We start from the raw sequence: 22,292 nt of genomic DNA on the forward strand, positions 1-22,292 counted from the left end.
CATATCCATACGATCAGTCACAAGAGGAATTGTGACTGATGAAAACCACTGCATTTCAACGTAGCTGCATTCTGATTGCCCTGGCCAACGCGATCTGTATGGGGGTTGGGCAAGCATACGCACAGCAGATCGAAGAGACCCCTGTTCGCTTCTACGACCGCAAGAGCGAAGGATGGTTCTGGTATGCCCCAGAGCCTGAGGATGAAGAAGAAGAGCCTCCAAAGCCACCACCCAAGCCTCAGGCGGCACCAACACAGTCACCACCTGCAAAGCCTGCATCTGTTCCTCCAGCACTGGAGAAAGGGCCAGCACCTTTCTCAGCCGCGTGGGTGCGCGAAAACCTCCCCAAGTACAAGGATGCGGCCTGGGACAACCCGACAGTGGAGAACGTTCGCGCATTCATGTATCTCCAGCGATTTGCAATCGATAGGTCGGAGCAGTTTTCAAATGCTACTGAGATGGCCGTACTGGGTGATCCATATCTGGATGAAATTTCACGGCGTCCTGCAGCGACATTTGCATCTCAAAAGCTAGATGTTGAAGCAGGTAAAGAGAAAAGTGCCCTCATCGACTCTATTGCTCAACGTGCTGGCATCTTTTTCTTCTTTAAAGATGACGAATATAGCAACCTTCAAGCCTCTATTGTGAAGATGCTAGAGGCTCAAGGATTCACTATCGTTCCAATCTCGGTAACTGGACGACCACTCAAAGACAACATATTCCCAAACTTCAAGACGGATAGTGGCCATGCTAAAACTCTAAATATCGTCAATTTTCCTGCAACGTTCTTAGTTTCACCAAGTGGGAAATTTGAGCCAATTGGGCAAGGGGCACTCTCTCTTCCTGAGATGAAGCACAGAATTATTATTGCTGCAAAACGGAATGGCTGGGTTTCTGAAGAAGAATATAAAAAGACGAAACCAATCTACACGACAGATAACAACATTGCAGAGAAACTAGATCCATCGATTTTTGGTAAAGACTTAGAAAGGATTCAGCAAAAGACAAATGGCAAATCCAATTTTGTTGAACCAAGCAAACTGATGGAATACATCAGAACCCGCCTGAATACCAAGTAATTAATATCATGAAACTCAAATTATCTGTTGCAGCTGTTGCTCTATCGCTATCCCCTACTCTGTTAAACGCTGGTGGCCTGCAGTCACAGCTTGATGGCGTCTTCGGCCAGATGACGAATGTGACCCCTCCTGGTGTTTATGAATCACAACGTCGCGGCGTTCTTTCGGGTGGGAGATTCACTACCAAATCAAAGATCTACGATACGAATTTGGTTGCGTTCACACCCCCATCATGGAAAGCCGGATGTGGAGGCGTTGATTTATTTGGTGGATCATTCAGCTTTATTAATGCAGAGCAGTTGGTCCAACTATTGAGAGCGGTTGCAGCCAATGCCAAAGGCTACGCATTCCAATTAGCACTAGACAATGTATTTCCTGATGGGGCGAAATGGATTGAATCCTTCCAGAAGAAGATTCAGGAACTCAACCAGCATCTTGGTAATTCTTGCCAACTTGCGCAAGGGTTTGTTAATGACCTGACTTCCGGCATGGATCTCAAGAACAAAACAGATGCTTCGCTCATGGGTTCTGCCAATGGTCTATTTGAAGACTTCTTCTCGACAAAGCAAGAAACAGGCGGAAAAACACCAATTAAGGAAATCAGGGATCAATCGCCTGAAGTTTATAAAAGAATGACTGGTAATATTCTGTGGAAAACCATGAAACAGAATTATGCCAGCTCTTGGTTTACATACGGCGATACAGAGTTGCTAGAAACCATCATGTCTATGACAGGCTCGATTGTTGTTGGTGACATGGTGAATGACAAAACGGGGACTTCATCCGGCGAGGAAAATACCAACCCGATCATTACGCTCCCAGGCGGACTCATTACTCTTAAAGACCTTATCCAAGGTGGAAATCTTGAAATTTATACTTGCAATGGTGATGATCAATGCTACTCCCCTACCACCAAGAGAGTAACCATCAAAGGTATGAGAACCAAGATTGTTGATTTGCTTCACGGAGGGGGCACAACTCCAGGCGTAATCTACAAGTATGCAACCAATAGTGGCGTTCTTTCTGAAACTGAGAAAGCATTCACAACTTCCATGCCTAGTGGTATGGGTGCGATCATAAGAAACCTATCAATAGTTTCTTATGACTCTGCGGTCTTGTTCGCCAATGATTCGGCAGACGCAATTTCATTAGTAATGATGAAGAAGGTTGTCGATGATTTCTTCAGAGTTGCGCTCGCTGTAATTAGCTCTTCAGACTCCGCTAACAAAAAGCAACTACTTGACGAAATTAATATTTCCAAAAGCAAGTTTGACAGTGACTATTCGGCCCTACGTGGCGAATACGGTGACTTATCAAAAATTATTGACCGATATCGCTCAATTCTGGAGATTTCAAGAAAGCAAAAGTATGCACTCTCCACATTAACCTCCGCTCCGAAGCCATAAACATCATGATGTCATTCACGATTTACTCAATAGGTGACTCGACGTTCCTAGAGCAAATACTTATTGGCATTGCAATGATCACAGGTGCAGGCGATCTGGAAAAGGCCGTCATGATTGGGATGCTTTTCGGCGTTCTAATAATTTGTGTCAAGTCGCTATTGCAAGGTGCTAAGCAAACCGAATTTCAGCAAGTTTTTGTTTGCTGGGTTTGCTACATGTGCTTCTTCGGTCCCGCTACAGTCGTGACAATTGAAGATGCATACGATGGGAATGTGCGCGTAGTTGCCAACGTCCCGTTAGGAATTGGATTCACAGGAGGAGTAATTTCCAATGTCGGGTACACAGTCACAGATCTATTCACGACCGGATTTAGCATAATCGCACCGAGCATTACAAGAACGGAGTTTGCAGAATCTTTAAAACTGCTCAATGACACCCGACGAAATCTTGATAAATCGGGAATTTATGTCGCAATGAATGATGCTATGGGCGGTGGTTCTGTGGATATTAGAAAGAGCTGGGACAACTATATCCGCGAATGTACTCTTACAAAAATTGACTTAGGATTAGTTTCCGTCGAATCGATGATGACGGGCAAGGTGACGGAGGTTCTTCCTTTCATGTCATCACTCTACGGAACAAGAATCTATTTAAATCCTGGGGAAATAGATGGGGAAGAATATACCTGCTCTGAAGGGTGGTTTTATCTAAGTGCATCATTAGACTCCATATCAGATATGCGTGTTCAACAGGCTATCTCTGCAGCAATCGGCTTGAACAGACCTGATATTGGACAAGCGACTTCGCGCATTCAAGACTCTATCCAGGCACTTGGGCAAGCGTCTACATCTGCAAACGAATATCTGAAGGCATCTATATTGGAGCCACTGTACAACGATGCTGTTGTTGGAAAATACAAGGACATGCTTGACTTCGGCTCAGCGGTAATGGTGAACCAAGCTATACAACAACGTAATACCCAATGGGCTACTGAGCAGTCAATGTTCGTTACGGTAGCGCGGCCAATGATGGCGTTCTTTGAGGGTTTCGTGTACTCGCTCACACCCATAATGGCCATGCTCATGGTGATGGGAAGCTTCGGTATGGGCTTGCTGATTAAGTATTTCCTGACTGTTTTATGGATTCAGCTTTGGATGCCTGTCCTCGCAGTCGTCAATCTCTACATTCATGTGATATCGACAAATAAGATAGCTCAACTTAATCTACCAGGACTTGATTCATTCTATGCCATAAACACAGCCGGTGAAATTCTGCAGAACTGGATTGCGACTGGCGGCATGCTTGCTGCCTCTACACCAATTATTTCTCTCTTCATCGTCACTGGAAGCACATATGCGTTTACAAGCCTTGCTGGTCGTGTGAACGGAAGCGATCATATTAACGAGAAGTTATCGAGTCCCGATGCGTTGCAAAGTGGCCCACTTGTTAGCATGATGCCGATGCATAGCGGGAATTCCTTCAGTGGAATACAGAAAACTGGTACAGAGAACCTAAATTCAAGTATGAATTTTGGTGATGCTGTTTCAAGCGGAATCTCTTCAGCTTCTGCAATTCAGCAATCGAAGTCTGATGCATTCAAGCAAGAAGTTTCTCGTGGCGTAACCGAAGGCGGAAGCACGCAGCAACAGTCCCAGAGACTGCAATCCTTAGGGCGCTCAGTCTCATCGATGGGCACTAAACAGAGCCAAATGATCGATAGCAAGGCCAGAGAAATTGGTAAGCAGTACGGTTTAAGTGAATCCACGATAGACGCTATTAAAGGTGCTCTTACTCTATCTGCAATGGGCGGGGCGGGTGCAAAGGGTACAGGTCTACAGGGTGCTTTAAGCGCAGCTCTCTCAGCAGATAAATCTAACACTGCGAGCGAAGGTGGACGATTAGATAGCGTTATGAGGGCTGTACAAGGGGCAACATTCTCCACTTCCGATTCTCAAGCCCTGACAAGTGGCCTCACACATCAGGCGGTAGATTCAGGTAGTAACTCATTCACAAAATCATGGTCTGATAGTTCATCAAATCTTGTTGCTAAATCAGCACAGGAAAGTATCGCTGCAACTGAAAGTCTTACCTCTCTCCAAAGCATGCAAAGTTCACTGGGGCAGCAAACCAGTACAGACATGAAAACTCTTGGCGGTGCAATATCTGCATCTCCTGAAGCTGAGAGCAGGCTGAACAATGCAGTGCAAAATGCACCTCAAGCCGTAAGGCAGGAAGCAATTGCATTGGAGAATAGATTTGCGAATAGCTACAACATGGACAGAAATGTAGCCCGCAACGCAGCACAGCTTCAAGCACTGACAAACTCAAGCAACTATGCGAATGGAAATGGCAGCGCTGGATTAGCTGAAGGCATGCGTATCATCGGTCAAGCTACTGGTAGGAGTCTTGATTTCACCGGTGATCCGAACAGAAATTCCGGCCTCAAAGAACAAACACCCACAGGTGTCAATACTGATGAGATCAGATCACGAGTAGCCGGTGCCCCTGAATTTAATGATGGGAAGTTGTCTTCAGTTACAACACAAGCTCAAAGACAGCCAGGTGGGCCAAGCTCCGTCGTTGCAGACCATCAAAGTAGGACAGGCACATTGGTTAAAAACGGAAACCGTGCTCTTGAGGGGGTTGCCAATGAACAAAGTGATTTTATTAAAGATCAAATTATAAATAAATCAAGCTCCACAAGTTTTGCTCAACGCGATATGGGAACACTTGATCAAATCAAGGATCTGAGCAGTTCATTTATGGAGTTCGGGAAGAGCACTGCTTCCAATATACAAACATCGAATGATCAGAATGACCGGATACTTGCCGATCCTAAGGGCGAAGGAATCAAACAGTTCCAAGAAGACTTCAAGAATCGCAGTACAGGCGAAAGAGCCGTAGGCTATCTCGGCAATACCTTGCTGGGTGTCTCAGCGAAGGCGACTAATGCTTTCAATGAATGGCGAACCGGGAAGTCAAGTTTCTCAGATCACACTAAGAATATGAGTATTGAGGAAACGGGTGCATTCATGGCTCAAGGCCTCGCCCAAGCGTACTCAGGCGGCGCTACTACTGCAGCAAGGTTCTTGGACGATCATAAATCGGAGATGAAAGGTCTTACGAAACGCTTTGCCCAAGAGAAGCACGGTTTACCAGGATATCAGGCTGAGATTTTCGCTTCTGCGAAGTTCAATGATCAAGCCGGACTTGATGCCGGTTATAAGGGTCTTCGTGAAAGCTTGGCGCAAAGGGATTCATCAGGAGAAATCCTCAGAAATTCGAGCGGTGAAGCAATCTTGTCAGAAAAGGACAACCGATTCGCACTCAGCATGTATAAGGATATATACAATGCGGGTGTGCACCAAGGATCGAAAGATGGGCAATCGGGACCTATTCTTAAAGATGTGAAGGCCTGGAACGCAACTCAGAATACTCCCGGCAAGTAATTACCTATAAAAAAGCCGCTTCTGTTCTAGAAGCGGCTTTTTTTATTGACCTGGAAATATTCTTTTCCTCAAGTGTGGATTTGCGACTACAGGATCTAGCAAGTCCAGATCGCTGGAAGAAACACCACCTTTAAGCGTTGCAAATATCCCTCGCATTATTGCGAAGCCGAACAATGCCAAGAATCCACCGATGAAGTAAGAGGCTCCGACCCACATCAGAATCGTGGCGACCATCGACTTGTTGATGAACTTCAACAGCAAGAAAGCCAGATACAGAGCACATGCACCCAGCGCGTACACACTCAACAGGGGAGCTACAGGTAGCGACAGCAAAGCAATTCCGGGGACATACACCAAGAAGATCTTGTTGAAATTCAGCATTGGTTCCTCTCTCTCTTTATGTACATCTAATTTACTACAGGTTCAGAAAATGCAACTTCGGGAGCCGCTTTGCAGAACTTCATTACATGAATCTGACCACAAAAGCCACTTGCCCATTTAGGGCCATCTGTGCTTATAATGATCTCACAGCCACCTCACGCTGCTTGCTCAGCTCAACTGGCTGCTACTGCCGAAGTGCAGTCCCTCAAGGCCTAGTGCCACACATCACCTGCATTGCAGGTTCTCTCTGCCGAAAAGGCTTCCCTACTGGGTAGGGATCAATCTGTGGCCTTGCTGCCACCAGCCTCGCATCGTTGGCCATGTCGCCTTCCTTGCTGCTTTCTCCTGCGCATCTTTCACATCTGACATCTCGATTCAGCCGAATCGCGCCTTTCATCGCCTCGGGTACGGGCAACTGTGTACCTTCGTAACAAAACGTCTATCCCAAAAAAGACTAACTGTTGCATTACAAGGATTTGACATTCTGATACGATTTTACAGTATCGGAAAATGAACTTCTAAACGCATTTTGGATAACCTGCATTCATGCCCCAGTCTCTGCACTTGTGCCGACCGACCTCCTCCCTGCCCAGTCGTCGCCATATCCTTTCACTTCTGACTTTTCCCCTGGCCAGCTCTGCTGGTGCTGTTCTCGCGTCTACCAACACTTCTTCAGTTGCAGATTCGTTGCGAGGGTCGTTATTTGAGCAACAAGGAAACAGCACAGGCACTGACCCTCTTCTGCTCTACACGATTGCCCTCGTTGAATCCGGTTTTGGGCGGGGCAAGGGAAACATCAGCCCCTGGCCATGGACTCTGCGCTCTACCCAATCCCATTACGCCAAGACCAAAGCAGAAGCAGAAATGAAGCTGGCGGAATGGATTGAGGCTTATGGCCGCAGGATCGATATAGGGATGTGCCAAACGAATTTGTTCTGGCATGGGCACCGCGTCAAGCAAGCTGCCGATCTGCTCGACCCCCCAACGAATCTGCGGGTCGCAAATCAAATTCTCATCGAATCCCTGAAATCGTCACCCGACGACATCGAGCTGGGCATTGGCCGTTATCACAACTGGACTGAGCCTGAACGCGCGCGTAACTACGGCGCGCGGGTCTTGGCCATCTACAGAAACTTGAAACGACTGGGTTAATGACATGTTGATGTTTCAAACGAACATAATTCAAGAGCTGGATGACCGAGCTGAGGATTTGACCTATGGTGAGTCTGATCCTTCAGTCAAAGAGCTGGATGCCTCGCTGTGGGGCATCCTGAGAAAGGTGTCCATTCAGAACCCAGACCTGGCTGGCAAGCTCTTTAACCTGAAAAGCCACACTGTAGAACTCGCTGCCCAGTTGTCCGATGAAGCAATTTCAAACCTTTCATCAGGCACAGTTCTGAGCTTCAAGCTCGTCGCCAACCAACACGAGATCTGCCAGTGGATAGAAGACAGAGACTACAAGCAGACATTTGAAATCACTGACACCAGCAATTGCACAGATCTCTACTGGGTGCAGTTGGGCGTACAGGCACGAAAAGATGTGGAAACAGCTTCACAGACCTTTGGCGTTGGCCTGAACCTGGTGCGTGCGTGTTCTAACGCCACGCTGATTCAGCTTTCCGGTATTTCCACAAATTTCGCAGTGAGTTTTGCTCTTCGTTTCGACGAATCAATCATTGCCGAAATCATTTCCGGGAGACGAAACCTTCAGTACATCCTGCTGAAAAAAATTCAACAATCGATAACTGCATAAGAGGAAGACATGTCCAGAACCACACAGATAGCACCTAAAGCGCAGATGGCGTCGCTGACGCAGTTGCTTCTCGCTCGGCAGATGACTAAAGCTGGATTCATTACGAAGATCATCATGATCGAAACCGGCCTTACGCACAAACAACTGCGCCGCATCTATAGTGGTTTTGAGCAAGATGAAGGTACTGGAGCAAGAAAAAACCACGGCACCATGCGGAGCGGCACGACACTGATCCACAACAGCGCGACAAAGATCCAGGCATCTTTGCTCATGCAGCTGTACTACAACCTGGGAGGGGACGATGTGACTATCTCTGTACAGATCCCTGAGCTGGTCAAAGCGTTCCGCCTCTATCACACCCTGCGCAATGAAATTCCCAGCATGAAGAACGGGCGCTGGCCATCTTTCACGATCACGGATGCCTGGTGCTTGGCCTCTGAACTTCGTAGTGAAATGGCTTCTCTTTCAGTATGTAATTCCTGCAAATGCTCCTACTTCACCAGCGTCAATCAGCGCACATACATTGAGTGTCCGTTTTGCCATGATGCAGCTCGTCTCCCGATGAATGAATCAGCAAAAATGATTGCAGCCTGATCAAGTCATAAAAAAAAGAGCGCTAGATTTTCTAGCGCTCTTTTTTATTGCTCAGCTCCTTCACAGGCAGCATCATTCCAGCAGTCTTTACGCCACCTCCAAGGGGCAACTTGATTTGGCAGACTCCAAACCCCCACTGCCTGCTTCTTAGCGACTACCTCCGCCTCATATACACGGGTGTCACGTACATACCTTGGGTTGGCTCTATTCGCCCACGCGAGGCCTGCATCTACCATTTTTAAGTTAACTGACTGACCACTAATGGTGATGGTGCACACGCCTCTTTTATAACGGTCATACTCATAACAGTGAGCATTGACGATCTTCCCATGTACCAATGACTTCAAATAGTCTGTAGCCTTTTGACTGAGCGGTTGCCCTGGCCGCTTGTGCCCATGCATCGACTCGGGAGCATCAATATCACTCAGTCGTATCTTTAGCCGTGAGTTATCTGAGCGAAGCAGTACAACTGTATCTCCATCGTCAACGTAGATGACTTTTCCAGTCTCAGACCAATTTTGTGCATTTACCTGCAGTGGCAGAAAAGCACATGCAAGACTAGCTAACACGCTGATCCTCATCATCACATTGAGCCTAGTAATGCGTCACGGCGGCTTTTATTTACGCTCACTCTCCCCACGGTTCGATCTGATGGAGGCTGATTGGTTTCTTCAGTTGCTTGCACATTTTTCTCAGCTGAACCAGCATCACCATTCTTCTCCGGCTCCACATTTCTGGGTACAGCTAATGGTTCACCAGTTACCAAGGCCGAGAGGTTCAACGATTGAAGGCCAAGCATTGCCAAAGTGCGCAATCTTTCCCCTCTGTCGCGTTGATTGACTTTTACCAAGTCCCCGTAAAGCTCGGGATGCGAGAACTTGGAAACCTTAATATTTGATAGTTTCCCATCCCAATCATTTTGATCTGCTTTAGACACTATCAACTCCTTTTAACCCAGCATCCAGAAGCCGCGAGCGTTGGCCAACTCGGGATTCGCACTCATGATGATGTGCGCCTTTGGAAAAATCCGCTTGGCAGCCTCTTTATAAAAGGTTGCCCCGCCACCAGCCAAAAGAATAACGTCAGCATCTAGTCCCTCTTCTCGCATGGACTTCTTCATTGAAGTTAGCGCGAGGTCTGGGATCTTCTTGATGGCCTCTTCAACATAGCTCTTGATAGGGACCATCTTCCCATACAAAGGGATTTCATTCTTACCAGAGACAATTGCAGATTCTAGCTTTTCAACACTCAGTTGACCTCCGAACTCTTCTTTGATTCGGCTTGCCGCATCATCCAAAAGTACAGACATCGCTTTAAGTGATGTACCAGATGAGTTATAGCGCATTTCACCTGCAGCGATAGATACCCAGTCAACTGAGAAGAATCCAGGATCAATCACTACTGTACGGCCCTGATTGATGACAGCTTCGATTTCATCTTCCTGCACGCTTTCGCTGATGTCCATATAGGCTCCAGCAGGCTGAGGAACAACAACTACTTTTTTAACTTCAATCGTTGTTTGATTTGCAATCTGATGATTACCCGTCAGCTTATCTTTCAGTCTTTTACGGGTGTTTTCATCTTTAAATTGATCTACTGGCAGACCTGTCACAAGCACATCAATCACTGGTTGCTCTGTCAGAGCCAGTGCTGCATAGAACAATGCCTTATATTGGTTCGTGCTGGGATAGTCTGCGTGCAATTCCCGCTCCCAGCCTTGGATGCGTCCTGGTTCAACACAAGCAGCCCATTGCTCATTGTTCACCAGGACCTGTACAAAGTCGGAGCCGTGGCCGCCTCCAATTTTCTGAGGCATCAGCGACAGAGGGGCAGCCCCGACTGGGCGGACTAATGTCGTCATATCCGATTCACGATGGCCAAAGGCCAGCTTGAAATTCGAATAGCCAATATCCATACCGAGGATAAATTCAGAATTCTCCACTGCTTCAGTACCTTTTTTCGCCATGTTCCCTCCTGTTGATACGACTTCAAAACGACTTGTAACGCTTGGCATCATAGCATCACAGATGCATAAAATGGAACTATCAACGGAAAATTTTCTTTTCAAAGTCGCTTTGAAGTCCGTTAGTTGCCTGGAGGATCATGGCCTGTATCTCTGCTCCCCTCCTGCTAGGCTCGAATTCTTCGCGCCTGAGGCGGACTCAAGGCCCTGTTAGTAGATCGGGATTTTTTCTATGCTTCCCATATAAAAAGGGAACAACTGAGTTCTTTCCCACATTGGACCTCTTAGATTTGCTCAGATGCCTATAGATGTTCAACTCAATGCATCCAATCAATTACAGCCATGCTTGGTCACTCCCCATAGAATATGGAGAACAGAAAGTTTTTCCCACTCTTTGAGTGTTCGTGCAAAGCTGAACACACCGGCACCAGGCACGTAGTCTAGGACCTTCTCGGTGATCTACTAGAAGCCGTTTGCAGGGTAGTTTTCTTGCACCGGCCCTCTTCTATGGGAAATAGCTCTCCCAGCCCATAGAAGATAGTATCTTGGGAAGGGACACATTTTTTTCCCAACAACCTCTATGCCCTCTTTCAACTCACTGCCGCCCAGCGCTCATATCGAACACCTCCGAACTGAACTTGAGAAGCCCTGGGAGCATCGCGTAGACATCGACTTTGAGGCCGCAGCCAAGACCTTCATGCTCAGCACTGCGGAAGGTGTGGAAGCGCAGCTGCTACTTCTTGCTCTTGAAGCAGATGTGATTGCTGCCAACTTCCATCAAACTTCGCTAACTGCCCGAAAGGAAATGCCCAAGGAGCAGCAAACTTATTTGGGCTGTCGTGTCCGTATAAAAGATAGCTCTTTGGAGATCTCCTGGCATCGAAATAACGTAATTCCTAAAGAAAAATCAAAATCTAGTATTCGAGTTCTCTCGAAGCATATAAAAAAGGGAAAGTCTGATTCCTACGACATGTCTTCATTCCAGCGTGAACCAGCATGGGTGCAAGCTGTTGTCGCTGACGCCGAGAAGACGTTTGCAAAATTGCGGACTCGTGCGAAGATACTCACGAAGTTTAGAAAAGCTTTGAGAGAATATGAATCCTTGTCCAGCTAATCGGGGGATCACATGAGCCGACACAATTCAATCTATGGAGCCTCTGAAAAGACTAACTCTACACTGTCACCTACAACGATAGCGAGCAGGGTTAAGACTTCTAATACCGCGCGTGCAATGTCGCAAGCCACCCAACGCTCTTGTGAACTTCGCGGCGAAATAGAACACAAGAATTACGAGAGACACGTAGGTACATTTCAGACACAAGAATCCATCAATAACACGAACTCTGCACATAAAGCAGTTTTTTGGGCTACATGCTTCATGCTCGCTATCGTCGCCTGGGTGCTGAATAGCTAATCGTACTTTCAGAACCAATTTACAGACATATATTTAATGCCAGTTCAAGCTGATAAGTTTCCGACATCAATCGAGGATGCTGTCGCATTCACGAAGTTAGAGCCACCCAGAGATTATTCTAAACTAGAAATCTATGATAGATATCTAAATCAGCTGCGTATTAATTACAGAGATGATGCTCTGATTATTCTTGAAGGGCTTCTCAAAGGAATAAGCTCAGATTCAATTGAAGATACAGAGCGCAAAATCGATATAGCTCTTGAAGAACTAAGTGAGTTAGCACCAGTACAGTGGGTACTTGAAAGAAAAAGCAAGAAGAATCTACGAGATGGTTCTTGCTCCTACCAACTAATTCGACTTGAACTCTTCATCAATCCCAATGGCGCTTTCGCAATTTATGACCAGAATAAAATGGTATGGCTTGAACAGGCGTCAAAATATGGCAAAGCATTCTCCAAACCTCGATAAGTAAGTTTCGATAAACGATGCCTTGAATTGCTCTTCGCAGTTACCTTCTGGATCTCTCAGAAATACATAAGGAAGATCCATGTCCGCTGTGATCTTTTATTCTAAGAAACTATTTTCATATGAGTACAAATCGTGTCTGCTCCTCTTGCTTTTCCGACAAAGACTTGCGTAGCTGGATACGTGAGAACAATGGTCCTCGCGGATGCAACGCATGTCGTAAATATGACTCCCCTACCGTGGGTTTTGACGTTCTTGTGGATTACATTGAGGAGCGCCTAAGGCGCTACTATGGCAGAGCAGTTGACCAGCTTCCATATTGCTCAGCTGAAGGTGGCTACTTAGGTCCACATTGGGATTCTTGGGACATGCTCGACAAGATTGGCCTAGATTTTCCAAGAGACTATACAGGCAGCCTGCGCTCGGATATTGCGAGTTCCATGACTGACGAACCATGGACTGATAAGGACGTTGCCACACTTGATCTTGACGATGCCCTGTGGAGCAGCTGGGAGTCATTTTGCTCGACAGTGAAACACAAACGGAGGTTTTTCTTTCATGCTACAGGTAGCGATGATAGAGACTCCTACACCCCAGCATCCCTGCTGAATAAAATTGCTCGTTCAATTGATTTTCACGAATTGATTACAGAGCTACCAGTTGATATTCGCCTTTGGCGCGCAAGAACAGATATACCCAAACACAAGCGTGTGACAGCGACCGATTTTGGGCCTCCTCCGCCCCAATTCGCGCTTCAGAGCAATCGCCTGAACCCATCTGGGATTCCAATGTTCTATCTCGCGTCTTCCACCACAACAGCACTAAAGGAAACACGCGAAGACAAAGGGAAAGTGGGACTATGGCGCTCGGCCCGCCCAATTCGAGTACTGGATCTACGATCCTTGCCGGATATTCCTGGAATATTCTCTGATGAACCGCCAGAACTAGCCCAAACTTTGAGCTTCTTGCACGACTTCACGAACGACATCATGAAGCCCGTACAGCGAAGCGATAAAGTACAAATTGACTATCTTCCCTCTCAAGTCGTCACCGAGTACTTTCGTGACTATGAATTCGTAGACGGTGCACTGGATGGTGTTGCATACCGTAGTACCGTACATCGAAGTGGTTGGAATGTTGCACTCTTCCTGGGACCAGAAGATCTCGGACTTGCAAAACGTGAGTGGGGCGTTACGCCCACTCCTGCTTTCGAGTTCGAAAAATCGGTTTGGGCAACTTCCGCTTAGGTGTTATGCAGGAAACACAGGGGAGATGAATGGTTAGCGGGGATGGGGTGTTGGCCATCAACGGCCATCATTCCGCTACGTGATGACCTAACTGCCTGCCTGATCAGCAGCTGCTATCGCCCCATAGTTACCGTTTCCAGGTATGGGATAGCGTCTTTCAACGCTCGACATGTGAGGCCGGGGCAGTTCTTGCGGACATCTGCCCTCCAGTTCACAGAACCAGAACCGACCGAACTTTTCCCAATTGAAGGTGTAGGACCGCGCAAGCTGGATGTTTACGTCCTTCCCTCCAACTGGCACAGTGAAATGTCCCCCCTGAAAAGTGTGCCCGTGCGATGTGTCATAAGTCCAGCACTTACCATCTTTGGCTTTTGGATTGACAAACCGTTCCAGGTCGTTCATCACTAGGGCGACGCCGCGCGATGCGACACCTTGAGCTACATACTGCTCCAGTACATGTAGATCTTCATAGACATCTTTCATGAATATGTCGTGTGCACCACGCGTGCGACCCGATGCGGCTATCTTTCGATAGCACTTCATCTCTATGGCAATCTTCGTCTCACCGTTCGAGGACGCGCCGTGGACGAGGATATCGATGTTGTTTGAGCCAGTACCCATGTTGACGCCTGGCTCAAGCTCTATCTCCGCGCGTTCATCCGGGTGTTGAAGTGCCATAGGCAAGAGCTGCTTCAGCACAAAGGCGTACTGAAGCTGCATTGAAGCTTCCTTATTGATGGGAATAAGGGTGCTGCCAACCTTTCGCGCGAAGACGGCCCATGCTGCCGAAATGGTTGATCGAAGGCGGCTGTCAAATGATGTGTCTGTGATGAATGCGTGCATGCCCGCACTGTATCCGACCGAATCCAGCTGGCCCAAAGCCATGTATTCGGAAGACCAATGTTCAATTTATTACTCCTCAGGCAGCATCAAACGGGGCGCTGTCACTTGGCACAAAAAAGCCCGCAAGTGCGGGCAAAGATGGCAAGCGCTGAAATCATTCAGGTCTGATCACGCCTTGAGAGGTTCTGCAGCTCAAAACTCACACCGGAATATGAGTACCGACACGCAGTATCAAAGCGCACCCGCTGGAGCATGAAATGTATCGACCGTACAGCCTGCCGGCCCACATGCCGCTTGAGCGCCCTATGCAGAATCTGGTCTGAAAGCACAGCTGCGCAGTCTTGCTCGCTCATGGTTTCATAGCCTCGAAGAGCGTTCTCCACAATCACGGCCTCCATCACCATCAGTGCTTTGTAGTTCACAACACCACCACGGTGGCACACCAACTCGGCCAGCTCCAGATGGTCCAGCCGCCGGGGCCAAGCTATAGATGGCTGCTTCCAAAACGCCTTAGGCCGCGCTTGCCAAGCAAGAAAGCCTCGCACGAATGATTTGCTCGCCAGTCGAAGCGCACGGAATGTACGACCGCGAGAATTTGAAGTGCTCTGCATAGTTCAATGCCCTTCAAACTCTGCTCTGGACACGATTTTCAGATCTCCAGCGAAATCGCCACTGCCCACGCCTGTCCCGATCAGGATCTGCGACTCGTCCCAGCTCCAAACCTTGCCTGTGTACTTGGGACATTCACCCCCAAAGGTCGGCAACTGTCCGAAGTCAACCTTTGAACGCACCTGGTAGTCCATAGTGCGCAATTCGGTGAGCAATTCATGAAGATTTTTGGCCGTGAGCTGGATCATCACCATCCCCTTGTTGATCTGCCAAAAATCTACTGCTGGCACTTCATCAACCAGGAATGCGGACTTGTCCAGTTTGGGCAAATCAGCAGTGAAGGTTGCAATGGCGGCGCTCCTAGAGTCTGGATTCCTCAACAGACCGTAAATAGGTGCCCATGTCCAACACCAACAAGCCTCTCATCGTCGCTGTGCCATTGGCCATCGCCAGCTGGCCCTGGTGGACCAATCTGCTGCTGGCTGTACTGGCCTACTATCTCTTTGCCTACCTGGCTGAACCGCCCCAACTCATGATCCCTTCCAGTAATGAAGCCCCAGCCAGTGGATACATGGGCATCTTCAGGGGCAGCATCTGGTCCATCGTTTGCAAAATCGGCCAGTACGGACTCCCAGTGCTACTAGCCGTTGCCGCTGTCATCGACATCGGGCGAATTTTCTGCACAGACAAACCTTGACTCTCAAACACAAGCATTCAAGCTGGACCGAACCTAACGCGGTTGCACAATTTGCCGGGAGTTTGTCATCTATAGTTGAGTCTGATGAAGTAAGCCTTATGGGGCTTTTCTAAGAATTGCGGGGAGTGCTAGATTGATCTTATATAAGTACATGAGCGCGGATGCAGCCAAAGCAATACTTGCAGGCCGATCAATTGGGTTTTCTAATCCCCATACTTTTAATGACCCTTTTGAGTTGACAGCGGCTTATCCACCGCAGGTTGATCTTCCTATTCCTTCTTTTTTCGATAGTGTTCAATCGTGGGCCAAGCAGTCCATCTGGTCTGAGAATCACGGGGTTCTGTGTCTAACGCGAAATCCATTGAACCCCTTAATGTGGGCACACTACGGCGATGAACATCGCGGTGTAGTGCTAGGCATAGATGTAGATAAATCTGGTTTTCTTGATTCTCAACGTTGTATTGTTCCCGCACAATACGGCAATATCATCTATACACATACGCGACCAACGCACTCCATGCTACCGTTTAAAGGGATGCCAATTCTAGTTGGCCACACGCATCACTATCCAGCTGGCCACGAAGAGAAGTTGCAACGTACATTTCTCCAAAAGCCTGCCTGCTGGGCTTACGAAGAAGAGGTTAGGGTAGTGAAGTGCTTATCGGACAGAGATGAGAATGGCACTAATCCAAGCGGCACTTTTAAAGAAATTCCAGCGGGAAATAAAACTCTCTTCTGCTACGAACTCCCAGAAGAATCGATTAAGGAGATTTATTTTGGCATGAGACATCCCTTGCTTCAATCTTCCAGTGCTGTGGCAGATGTATTGCAGGAATATCTTGGACTTTATCCTAACCTAACAGCCTACGGTTGCCGTTTGTCTCCTACCACTTGGAATATTGATTCTTTCGATATATTGAAGCCGGTCGCAGATCAATGAGATAACCTGCTGAAGGCTCGGGTGCACAGTTGGCTCAGGATGTACGCTGATCGCCTTCCGAACGAAAACTCGTCTGCATTGAAAATTCTCTGGTTATTGTTGGCCGCTCTTGTCCTGGTCGCCTTTTCTGCCCCGTAGTGGCCATTTGCAACGTTGCTTCTGATCGCCTCAACGGTGGGTTGCATTTTTGAGGTGGCTCTTAGGCTTAAAGAGTCATCCACTCAAAAAGGCATGGGCATGCCCATCACCACCATCAAAACCACCCAGGTCATATCCCAAGACCAGTTCGTCAACGGCGCTCGTGATGCAGTGCTCGATGCTCTCGACACCTACGTGCGCGGACTCACTGGCCATCCCAAGACCCTTGGGGCCACTGACGCCGAGTTGCCAGCTTTATTCGAAGTGATCGACAAGCACGCCCGCCTGGTTCATGCGCGTCTTGTCGGTGCGGAAGTCCTCTCCCCCACCCCTAACGGGTTGCATGTCGAAGCCGACTAGAAAGCCACACCATCCATGAATACGCGAGAACAACTCATAGCCATCGCTGACTGGCTCGGTGATGAAGAAGAGTCCCTGTCATTTGGCCTGCGCAACGCCTTCGATGCCCTACGCTTGTATGACTATGCCCTAGCTCGACCGGAGCTGATGTGCGGTTACGTGATGGAATGGCCCGAAGCGGACCGTATCGCCGCGCTCGGCTATGACCCCATTGCCACGGTCGAAGCCATCCGGGGCCGCGATGTCAATGAGACAGGAGCCAGCCAAGCCTGCGCAGTGCTGGCACGCACGCGCGCCCTGCTCGACTCAGTTGCCTTTGTAGCCACTGAAGGGGACAGCTCGCAGTTGCTCATTGACATCGACGACATCCTTACTCCAGAAGTACAGGAGAGCATGACATGACGATCACAACTGAACTTGACCTTCTCAATCGCCAGCTCGCCCTGGCCCAGGCCAAGCACACCGCAGCCGTCGCATGCCTTCGTGCAGCTGAACGCAAGGAAGATCTTGCCGATGAAAAAGTCAACGGTATCAAAGCCAAGATCGCGGCGCTGACAATCCAAAGCTGGGGAGATAAGCCCGATATTGCTGTGCTTCTGCAGCCCCGCTGCTCTTACGTCTACTACAACTATCTGTCGGCCCTGGCCAGCGATAAGGGCCTTTCAGTGAATGGCGAATGGATCGACACAAAGCAGACCGCGCTATCCATTGCCATGTCGCGCCATAAAGTCGGTGCCATTGAGCTTGTGGCCAGCGGCATCCGATTGTTTGCCCCGTTCATACGCAAAGCCAAGGGCGGATGGGTCAAGTTCGGCGTGTCCTGCCATGAAAGCGATTGCGCATGGGAGCTGTGGTACTCCCCGGCGCGCGGCAACTGCCAGCTCGTGAAGCAAGTGCTCTGCAGCGCTGTCGAACGCATAGCGCATGGCACCCTGGAGCTGGCCCTGGCCCACATCGAACAGAACCTTTGGGCGGACAACACCTTGGATATAGAAGCCCAGCAAGTCATCGACGTTCCGGTTCTTGAGGAATCCATGGCACATTGATGCCCTGATCGTCGCAATTCGACTCTGACCTGAAGAGCCAATCTTAGCTGGCCGTCCCTGTGACGGCCTTTCCTTTTATTGTGGGCATCGCTCACGATGAACTGAGTGCAGAAGCTATCCGTTTGCCAATGGCTTCAAACCAAGGATCTGTCTGAAAGCAGAGGGGCCTCAACCACGGTGGTTACGGCACCTTTGCACATAAGCAGCATTTCTATCAATCATCCTCTAAACTCAACCCGTCAAAGACGAACTGAACATGCAATAGCATGTCTTCCAGTCCAAGTTAGACCTAAGGAGAATATATGAGCACTTTCACTCAACTAACCGGAATACCAACCCAAGTGGGCCATGTGCCCAGATCATCTAAGCAGAACGGTTCGCCTTTCATTACCGGCTCCGCATTCGCGCCGGAAAGCGGTAAATGCTATGAAGTGAGTTTCGAATCAATAATAGATGGTCAAGATCCTCCCAATACATCGCGTATAAGAGCCTACGGACCTGTTCATTCTCAGTGGGTCAACCTAGACACTAATACACAGTTTCAGTGTGATAGGAAATTGGTAGTTCAAGCCTACAGAGAGATTTCATGCTCTGACTGCAATGGCTGATCGGGTGACTAGCATGGTGCTCAAGCTGATCGCCAAGCCCTGACGCGGGGCATCGACAGCCTGATTCTTGCATTTGCGAATGTGCGAATGGCAGCACTCCGCCAATACAGAGTGGCCAAGTAATCTAGATAAGGTTGAGAGGTAATGAAAGACGAAATGCAATCAGGCTACAAGCCTGTACAGGATGAGGTTCTGAAGACGATTGGCCTTGCGGTAATCGCTGGACAAGGCGTCGAGCGTCTGTTGCAAACATGCTTGCGATTCCCATTTCATGGACAGCCTCTACAGACAGAGGAACAGGTTAAAGCTCTGCTTGGTCTGCACTCGAAAGCCACCCTGGGGAAACTTCTCAGTGTCCTGCGTCAGCGGGTTGATCTGCTCCCCGAGTTCGGTGTGCAACTGGATCGCTTTCTCGAAAATCGCAATGTCATTGCTCATCGGCTGCACGACACCCCCGGAGGTTTGGACCTGCATTCGGACGTAGGCAGGGAAAGGCTTTTGACTTTCCTGATCCAGTTCTTGGAAGACGCACATCATGTCAACATGGTGTTGGTTGGCGTGCTTCGTGAGTGGGCGTCTCAGCAGGACATTGTTCTTCCTGGCGAGCATCATCTAAGCAGAAAGATGCATGCATACCTTGATGCCAATGTCACGCCGCACCTAGAGGACTTGATAAGCCTAAAAGATCCGCTTGTGAATTCATAATCCTCATTGACGATGAGAAGTAAAAAGCGCCCCTCAGGGCGCTTTCTTGATGGTTTTAGCCTACTCGTTTGTAGCGGTAGCCTTCACCTTCCATGCAAAGCCTTTTTAGCCCTGCTTGTTCAGCAATTGGTGTCTTTTGAACCTTGATCTGATACTCGCACTTGGCCAGTGCCGACTGCGTAGCATGAGCCGATGCGCCCTCTTTGATGTAAGCATAACGGGGTTGTGACGCACATGCACAAAGTAAAACTGCGGCCCCTAAGGCGATGATTAAAGATTTCATGTCTCTACTATTTCTATTGAAGGCCCCTTCTGGGGATGAACCTTAGAGATTACCTCAGCTCGTTATTTTTCAAATGTCAAAATAGTCACACTCTTGATCGTCTGCTCATTGGCCGTTTCGGATGTTCAATCGCTGCAGTAGCTTTAAGCTTATCCCGCAGTCAAATTTAGATGAAGAGTACTTTTTTCACTGCTGCGCGCCAAGATGCGTAAGCACTTCCCATAGTCCTCAGCAACCTTAGCATTTCGTCTGCAAGAGGATCATATTTGTCACCATCCTCCCACTGCCCTGCTCGATCAACGTTCCATTGAGGTGCCAAACAGAGCCTGTAGTTTTGCTCTCTCTGATGATACGGGTATGCGTCAAAATGTTCGTACTGAAATTTTAAGTAGTTGTCAATATCCTCTACTAATTTCAGTGTCGCACTTGAAATTTCTGGTGATAAAAATTTGTTGCCAGCCTCTTTGTTAGCATTTACGAATGCTTCCAGGGTAGTCACTTGATTCGAATAGATTGCGTGATCGGTGGCGGTATTTACAATAATATTATGCAAGTATTGCTCTTTTAATCTAGGCTCCAATTTCTGGTAAAGCTTTCTATCATGCTCCAATAGCAGATCTTGTTGCTCTTTCCTTTCCTGCCTGTTTGCCTTCTCGTTGTAGGCACCGATGATGTTCAGGATGATGTTGTAGATCAGTGCTATGAGACATAGCATGAATCCCCAGAAAACGTCTTTCTCGCCGGTGACGGTAAAGTCAAACTGTTTTTTTAATACATGATTAACAATGTCCTCTAGCAAACTAGAGGTCATCAGCGAGATTCCAAAGAAAATCAAAACCCATGTGATTTTATTATGAAAGCTCGGTTTTATTACACGATATATCTTCAAGCCAATATCTAGGAATTTATTCAACTTATCTTCATTCATCTTTATAAAATATCAGCACTAATACAGATAAAACCCAATTGGGAGGGTTAGGAACGACAATCAGTACACCCAGTTGGAACCAGACACTATGTTCAATCCATACGAAATACGCTGCATAGCTGCAAAACAGATGACGACGAACTTCTATGCCCGCCTCTCTGACCAGGGAAGCTGCACGGTCGCGTCAAACATGCCTCACAAGCTAGTATTCTGCCTGAGCTGGGCGTGAAATCACTGCCAGTGAGACAGAAGGTAAGCCGCTGCTCTAGCGGAGCATTCTGTGAGGTAATCCTATTTACATGAGCGCAACTTAAAGGAATGGCAATGGAAATCACGATTTTCAAGGAACCCTATCATGGACAACTGGCAGTCAAGGTGAACCTCCACGAAGAAATTGACGGTCGCGGCACAGAAGTGGATGTGTCTGTCTGGGTCAAATACCAAGATTCGATATCTGCAATGCAAGCTGAAGCTAAGCAGAAGGCCTTAGAACAACTAAGACGCGCGATCACTGCTCTGGAGGGCGGGGAGGTCTAGCCTGCTCGTTCGTTACAAGAGGGCCGCAATGGCCCTTTGTTTTTCTTTGGTGACTGCAGTTCAAATTCACTCGACCTGCACCATTGGTGGGTCTGTAGATCTTCTAGTCGCTTCGGCACTCCCGGCGAACTTGCATTTTGGCAACCCCACGTAAGCTCAATCAAAACGCCGTGAACACGAGTGCCATATGACCACCGCCCAAAACCGCTTTGTCGCCAACCTGCCACCCGAGCACCAGGAGATGTACGCCCTCATCCATCCTCTGCCTGATGCGGCATACACCATGGACTGTGCCATCGCTTCAATTGAAAAGACCCTGGCCACCATTGAGCGAGACTGCACCGATACGCCTAGCGGCTGCTTTGAGCTGGAACCGGACTTTCAGCGTGGCCATGTCTGGTCCCAGGCCCAGCAGGTTGCCTATGTGGAGGCGATTTTTCGAAAGACCGCGCCCAACCGAATCATGTTCAACTGCCCCGGCTGGACACGCGAGTCCACCACGGCTGGCGACATCAACGACAACGAATTCCAGTGCATCGACGGCCTGCAACGCCTGACCGCTTGCCGGAAATTTATGGCTGGTGAGTTCGCAGTGTTCGGAAAGTACAAAGCACAGGATCTCAAGGGCACTCCCTTTGACCCACGTCGCTTCACGCTTCAGTTCTGCATCTACGAATTCAATTCGCGCGCAGATCTGCTCAACCACTACCTGAGAATCAATGCCGGTGGTTCTGTCCACACCCCAGAAGAGCTGGACCGCGTTCGCGCTCTGCTGGCGCTGGTCGCATGAGAGCCGCAACACGCAACGTAGGCTTGTCCAAGCCATTCAGCTGTCCTTTTTTTTCGT

At 48.4% G+C, this 22,292-nt stretch carries 25 protein-coding genes; 17 read left to right on the top strand and 8 right to left on the bottom strand.

Annotated elements, in window-relative coordinates:
• The first annotated feature begins 38 nt into the window (after nucleotides 1-38).
• The 3 genes from traF to QYQ99_RS27875 are packed head-to-tail and all read left to right on the top strand — an operon-like array spanning nucleotide 39 to nucleotide 5,934.
• Nucleotides 39-1,079: a conjugal transfer protein TraF gene (gene traF / locus QYQ99_RS27865; protein ID WP_034367747.1), complete on the top strand. Its 1,041-nt coding sequence runs from the start codon at nucleotides 39-41 to the stop codon at nucleotides 1,077-1,079.
• Between the two features lie 8 nt (nucleotides 1,080-1,087).
• Nucleotides 1,088-2,485 (top strand): conjugal transfer protein TraH, encoded by a 1,398-nt coding sequence (locus tag QYQ99_RS27870; protein WP_034367750.1) that lies wholly within the window; start codon nucleotides 1,088-1,090, stop codon nucleotides 2,483-2,485.
• 5 nt (nucleotides 2,486-2,490) lie between these two features.
• Nucleotides 2,491-5,934, top strand: a complete 3,444-nt coding sequence (locus QYQ99_RS27875) for a conjugal transfer protein TraG N-terminal domain-containing protein (protein ID WP_034367753.1) — start codon at nucleotides 2,491-2,493, stop codon at nucleotides 5,932-5,934.
• Between the two features lie 42 nt (nucleotides 5,935-5,976).
• Here QYQ99_RS27875 and QYQ99_RS27880 read toward each other — a convergent pair whose 3' ends face one another.
• Complete coding sequence (locus tag QYQ99_RS27880; protein ID WP_034367755.1) at nucleotides 5,977-6,315, bottom strand: hypothetical protein; 339 nt, start codon at nucleotides 6,313-6,315, stop codon at nucleotides 5,977-5,979.
• A gap of 546 nt (nucleotides 6,316-6,861) precedes the next feature.
• On the opposite strand from QYQ99_RS27880, the gene QYQ99_RS27885 reads away from it, so the two are divergent.
• From QYQ99_RS27885 to QYQ99_RS27895, 3 genes are read left to right on the top strand one after another with little or no spacing between them, the layout of a single operon-like run.
• Complete coding sequence (locus QYQ99_RS27885; protein ID WP_113707699.1) at nucleotides 6,862-7,467, top strand: transglycosylase SLT domain-containing protein; 606 nt, start codon at nucleotides 6,862-6,864, stop codon at nucleotides 7,465-7,467.
• Nucleotides 7,468-7,477: 10 nt separating this feature from the next.
• Nucleotides 7,478-8,068, top strand: coding sequence for a hypothetical protein (locus QYQ99_RS27890; RefSeq protein WP_157839561.1), 591 nt, complete (start codon nucleotides 7,478-7,480; stop codon nucleotides 8,066-8,068).
• Between the two features lie 9 nt (nucleotides 8,069-8,077).
• Complete coding sequence (locus QYQ99_RS27895; RefSeq protein ID WP_080747442.1) at nucleotides 8,078-8,662, top strand: FlhC family transcriptional regulator; 585 nt, start codon at nucleotides 8,078-8,080, stop codon at nucleotides 8,660-8,662.
• Between the two features lie 44 nt (nucleotides 8,663-8,706).
• Here the strand turns inward: QYQ99_RS27895 and QYQ99_RS28460 are convergent, their stop codons facing one another.
• From QYQ99_RS28460 to QYQ99_RS27905, 3 genes are read right to left on the bottom strand one after another with little or no spacing between them, the layout of a single operon-like run.
• Nucleotides 8,707-9,246, bottom strand: coding sequence for a thermonuclease family protein (locus tag QYQ99_RS28460; RefSeq protein ID WP_080750482.1), 540 nt, complete (start codon nucleotides 9,244-9,246; stop codon nucleotides 8,707-8,709).
• The gene (locus tag QYQ99_RS27900) at nucleotides 9,246-9,599 is read right to left on the bottom strand and encodes a hypothetical protein (RefSeq protein WP_148748348.1); all 354 of its coding nucleotides are present in this window, start codon (nucleotides 9,597-9,599) and stop codon (nucleotides 9,246-9,248) included. Before QYQ99_RS27900 ends, QYQ99_RS28460 begins: the two co-directional genes overlap by 1 nt.
• A gap of 12 nt (nucleotides 9,600-9,611) precedes the next feature.
• The gene (locus QYQ99_RS27905) at nucleotides 9,612-10,628 is read right to left on the bottom strand and encodes a ParM/StbA family protein (RefSeq protein WP_052084794.1); all 1,017 of its coding nucleotides are present in this window, start codon (nucleotides 10,626-10,628) and stop codon (nucleotides 9,612-9,614) included.
• A gap of 577 nt (nucleotides 10,629-11,205) precedes the next feature.
• Here QYQ99_RS27905 and mobI point away from each other — a divergent pair.
• From mobI to QYQ99_RS27920, 3 genes are all read left to right on the top strand, one after another.
• The gene (mobI, locus tag QYQ99_RS27910) at nucleotides 11,206-11,739 is read left to right on the top strand and encodes a conjugative transfer protein MobI(A/C) (RefSeq protein ID WP_034367761.1); all 534 of its coding nucleotides are present in this window, start codon (nucleotides 11,206-11,208) and stop codon (nucleotides 11,737-11,739) included.
• A 336-nt stretch (nucleotides 11,740-12,075) separates the two neighbouring features.
• A complete protein-coding gene (locus tag QYQ99_RS27915; RefSeq protein WP_157839563.1) occupies nucleotides 12,076-12,507 on the top strand; it encodes a hypothetical protein in 432 nt (143 codons plus the stop codon).
• 119 nt (nucleotides 12,508-12,626) lie between these two features.
• Nucleotides 12,627-13,751: a HEPN-associated N-terminal domain-containing protein gene (locus QYQ99_RS27920; protein ID WP_080750483.1), complete on the top strand. Its 1,125-nt coding sequence runs from the start codon at nucleotides 12,627-12,629 to the stop codon at nucleotides 13,749-13,751.
• 87 nt (nucleotides 13,752-13,838) lie between these two features.
• On the opposite strand, the gene QYQ99_RS27925 is transcribed toward QYQ99_RS27920, so the two are convergent.
• Both QYQ99_RS27925 and QYQ99_RS27930 read right to left on the bottom strand, forming a co-directional pair.
• Complete coding sequence (locus QYQ99_RS27925) at nucleotides 13,839-14,594, bottom strand: hypothetical protein (RefSeq protein ID WP_198529044.1); 756 nt, start codon at nucleotides 14,592-14,594, stop codon at nucleotides 13,839-13,841.
• 614 nt (nucleotides 14,595-15,208) lie between these two features.
• On the bottom strand, nucleotides 15,209-15,532 hold the full coding sequence (locus tag QYQ99_RS27930; protein WP_052084795.1) for a hypothetical protein: 324 nt from the start codon (nucleotides 15,530-15,532) through the stop codon (nucleotides 15,209-15,211).
• A gap of 71 nt (nucleotides 15,533-15,603) precedes the next feature.
• On the opposite strand from QYQ99_RS27930, the gene QYQ99_RS27935 reads away from it, so the two are divergent.
• The 6 genes from QYQ99_RS27935 (at nucleotide 15,604) to QYQ99_RS27960 (ending at nucleotide 19,697) form a co-directional block, all read left to right on the top strand.
• On the top strand, nucleotides 15,604-15,900 hold the full coding sequence (locus QYQ99_RS27935) for a hypothetical protein (RefSeq protein WP_034367768.1): 297 nt from the start codon (nucleotides 15,604-15,606) through the stop codon (nucleotides 15,898-15,900).
• A 151-nt stretch (nucleotides 15,901-16,051) separates the two neighbouring features.
• Nucleotides 16,052-16,840 (top strand): DUF2971 domain-containing protein, encoded by a 789-nt coding sequence (locus QYQ99_RS27940; RefSeq protein WP_198529045.1) that lies wholly within the window; start codon nucleotides 16,052-16,054, stop codon nucleotides 16,838-16,840.
• Between the two features lie 237 nt (nucleotides 16,841-17,077).
• Nucleotides 17,078-17,338: a hypothetical protein gene (locus QYQ99_RS27945; RefSeq protein ID WP_157839564.1), complete on the top strand. Its 261-nt coding sequence runs from the start codon at nucleotides 17,078-17,080 to the stop codon at nucleotides 17,336-17,338.
• 15 nt (nucleotides 17,339-17,353) lie between these two features.
• On the top strand, nucleotides 17,354-17,740 hold the full coding sequence (locus tag QYQ99_RS27950; protein ID WP_034367773.1) for a hypothetical protein: 387 nt from the start codon (nucleotides 17,354-17,356) through the stop codon (nucleotides 17,738-17,740).
• The gene (locus QYQ99_RS27955) at nucleotides 17,737-18,384 is read left to right on the top strand and encodes a hypothetical protein (protein WP_034367776.1); all 648 of its coding nucleotides are present in this window, start codon (nucleotides 17,737-17,739) and stop codon (nucleotides 18,382-18,384) included. Before QYQ99_RS27950 ends, QYQ99_RS27955 begins: the two co-directional genes overlap by 4 nt.
• Before the next feature lie 752 nt (nucleotides 18,385-19,136).
• Nucleotides 19,137-19,697: a hypothetical protein gene (locus QYQ99_RS27960; protein ID WP_080750485.1), complete on the top strand. Its 561-nt coding sequence runs from the start codon at nucleotides 19,137-19,139 to the stop codon at nucleotides 19,695-19,697.
• A gap of 55 nt (nucleotides 19,698-19,752) precedes the next feature.
• Here the strand turns inward: QYQ99_RS27960 and QYQ99_RS27965 are convergent, their stop codons facing one another.
• Together QYQ99_RS27965 and QYQ99_RS27970 are read right to left on the bottom strand one after the other, a co-directional pair.
• Nucleotides 19,753-19,980 carry a hypothetical protein gene (locus QYQ99_RS27965; RefSeq protein ID WP_157839565.1) on the bottom strand — a complete coding sequence of 76 codons (228 nt, stop codon included), beginning with the start codon at nucleotides 19,978-19,980 and terminating at the stop codon, nucleotides 19,753-19,755.
• Nucleotides 19,981-20,146: 166 nt separating this feature from the next.
• Complete coding sequence (locus tag QYQ99_RS27970; RefSeq protein ID WP_302093302.1) at nucleotides 20,147-20,908, bottom strand: hypothetical protein; 762 nt, start codon at nucleotides 20,906-20,908, stop codon at nucleotides 20,147-20,149.
• 324 nt (nucleotides 20,909-21,232) lie between these two features.
• Here QYQ99_RS27970 and QYQ99_RS27975 point away from each other — a divergent pair, with 324 nt between their 5' ends.
• Nucleotides 21,233-21,445, top strand: coding sequence for a hypothetical protein (locus tag QYQ99_RS27975; protein WP_034367783.1), 213 nt, complete (start codon nucleotides 21,233-21,235; stop codon nucleotides 21,443-21,445).
• Nucleotides 21,446-21,632: 187 nt separating this feature from the next.
• Nucleotides 21,633-22,235, top strand: coding sequence for a DUF262 domain-containing protein (locus tag QYQ99_RS27980; protein WP_052084796.1), 603 nt, complete (start codon nucleotides 21,633-21,635; stop codon nucleotides 22,233-22,235).
• The last annotated feature ends 57 nt before the right edge of the window (nucleotides 22,236-22,292 follow it).

This window comes from Comamonas testosteroni (assembly GCF_030505195.1).
In the GTDB taxonomy this organism is placed as follows: Bacteria; Pseudomonadota; Gammaproteobacteria; order Burkholderiales; family Burkholderiaceae_C; genus Comamonas; species Comamonas testosteroni_G.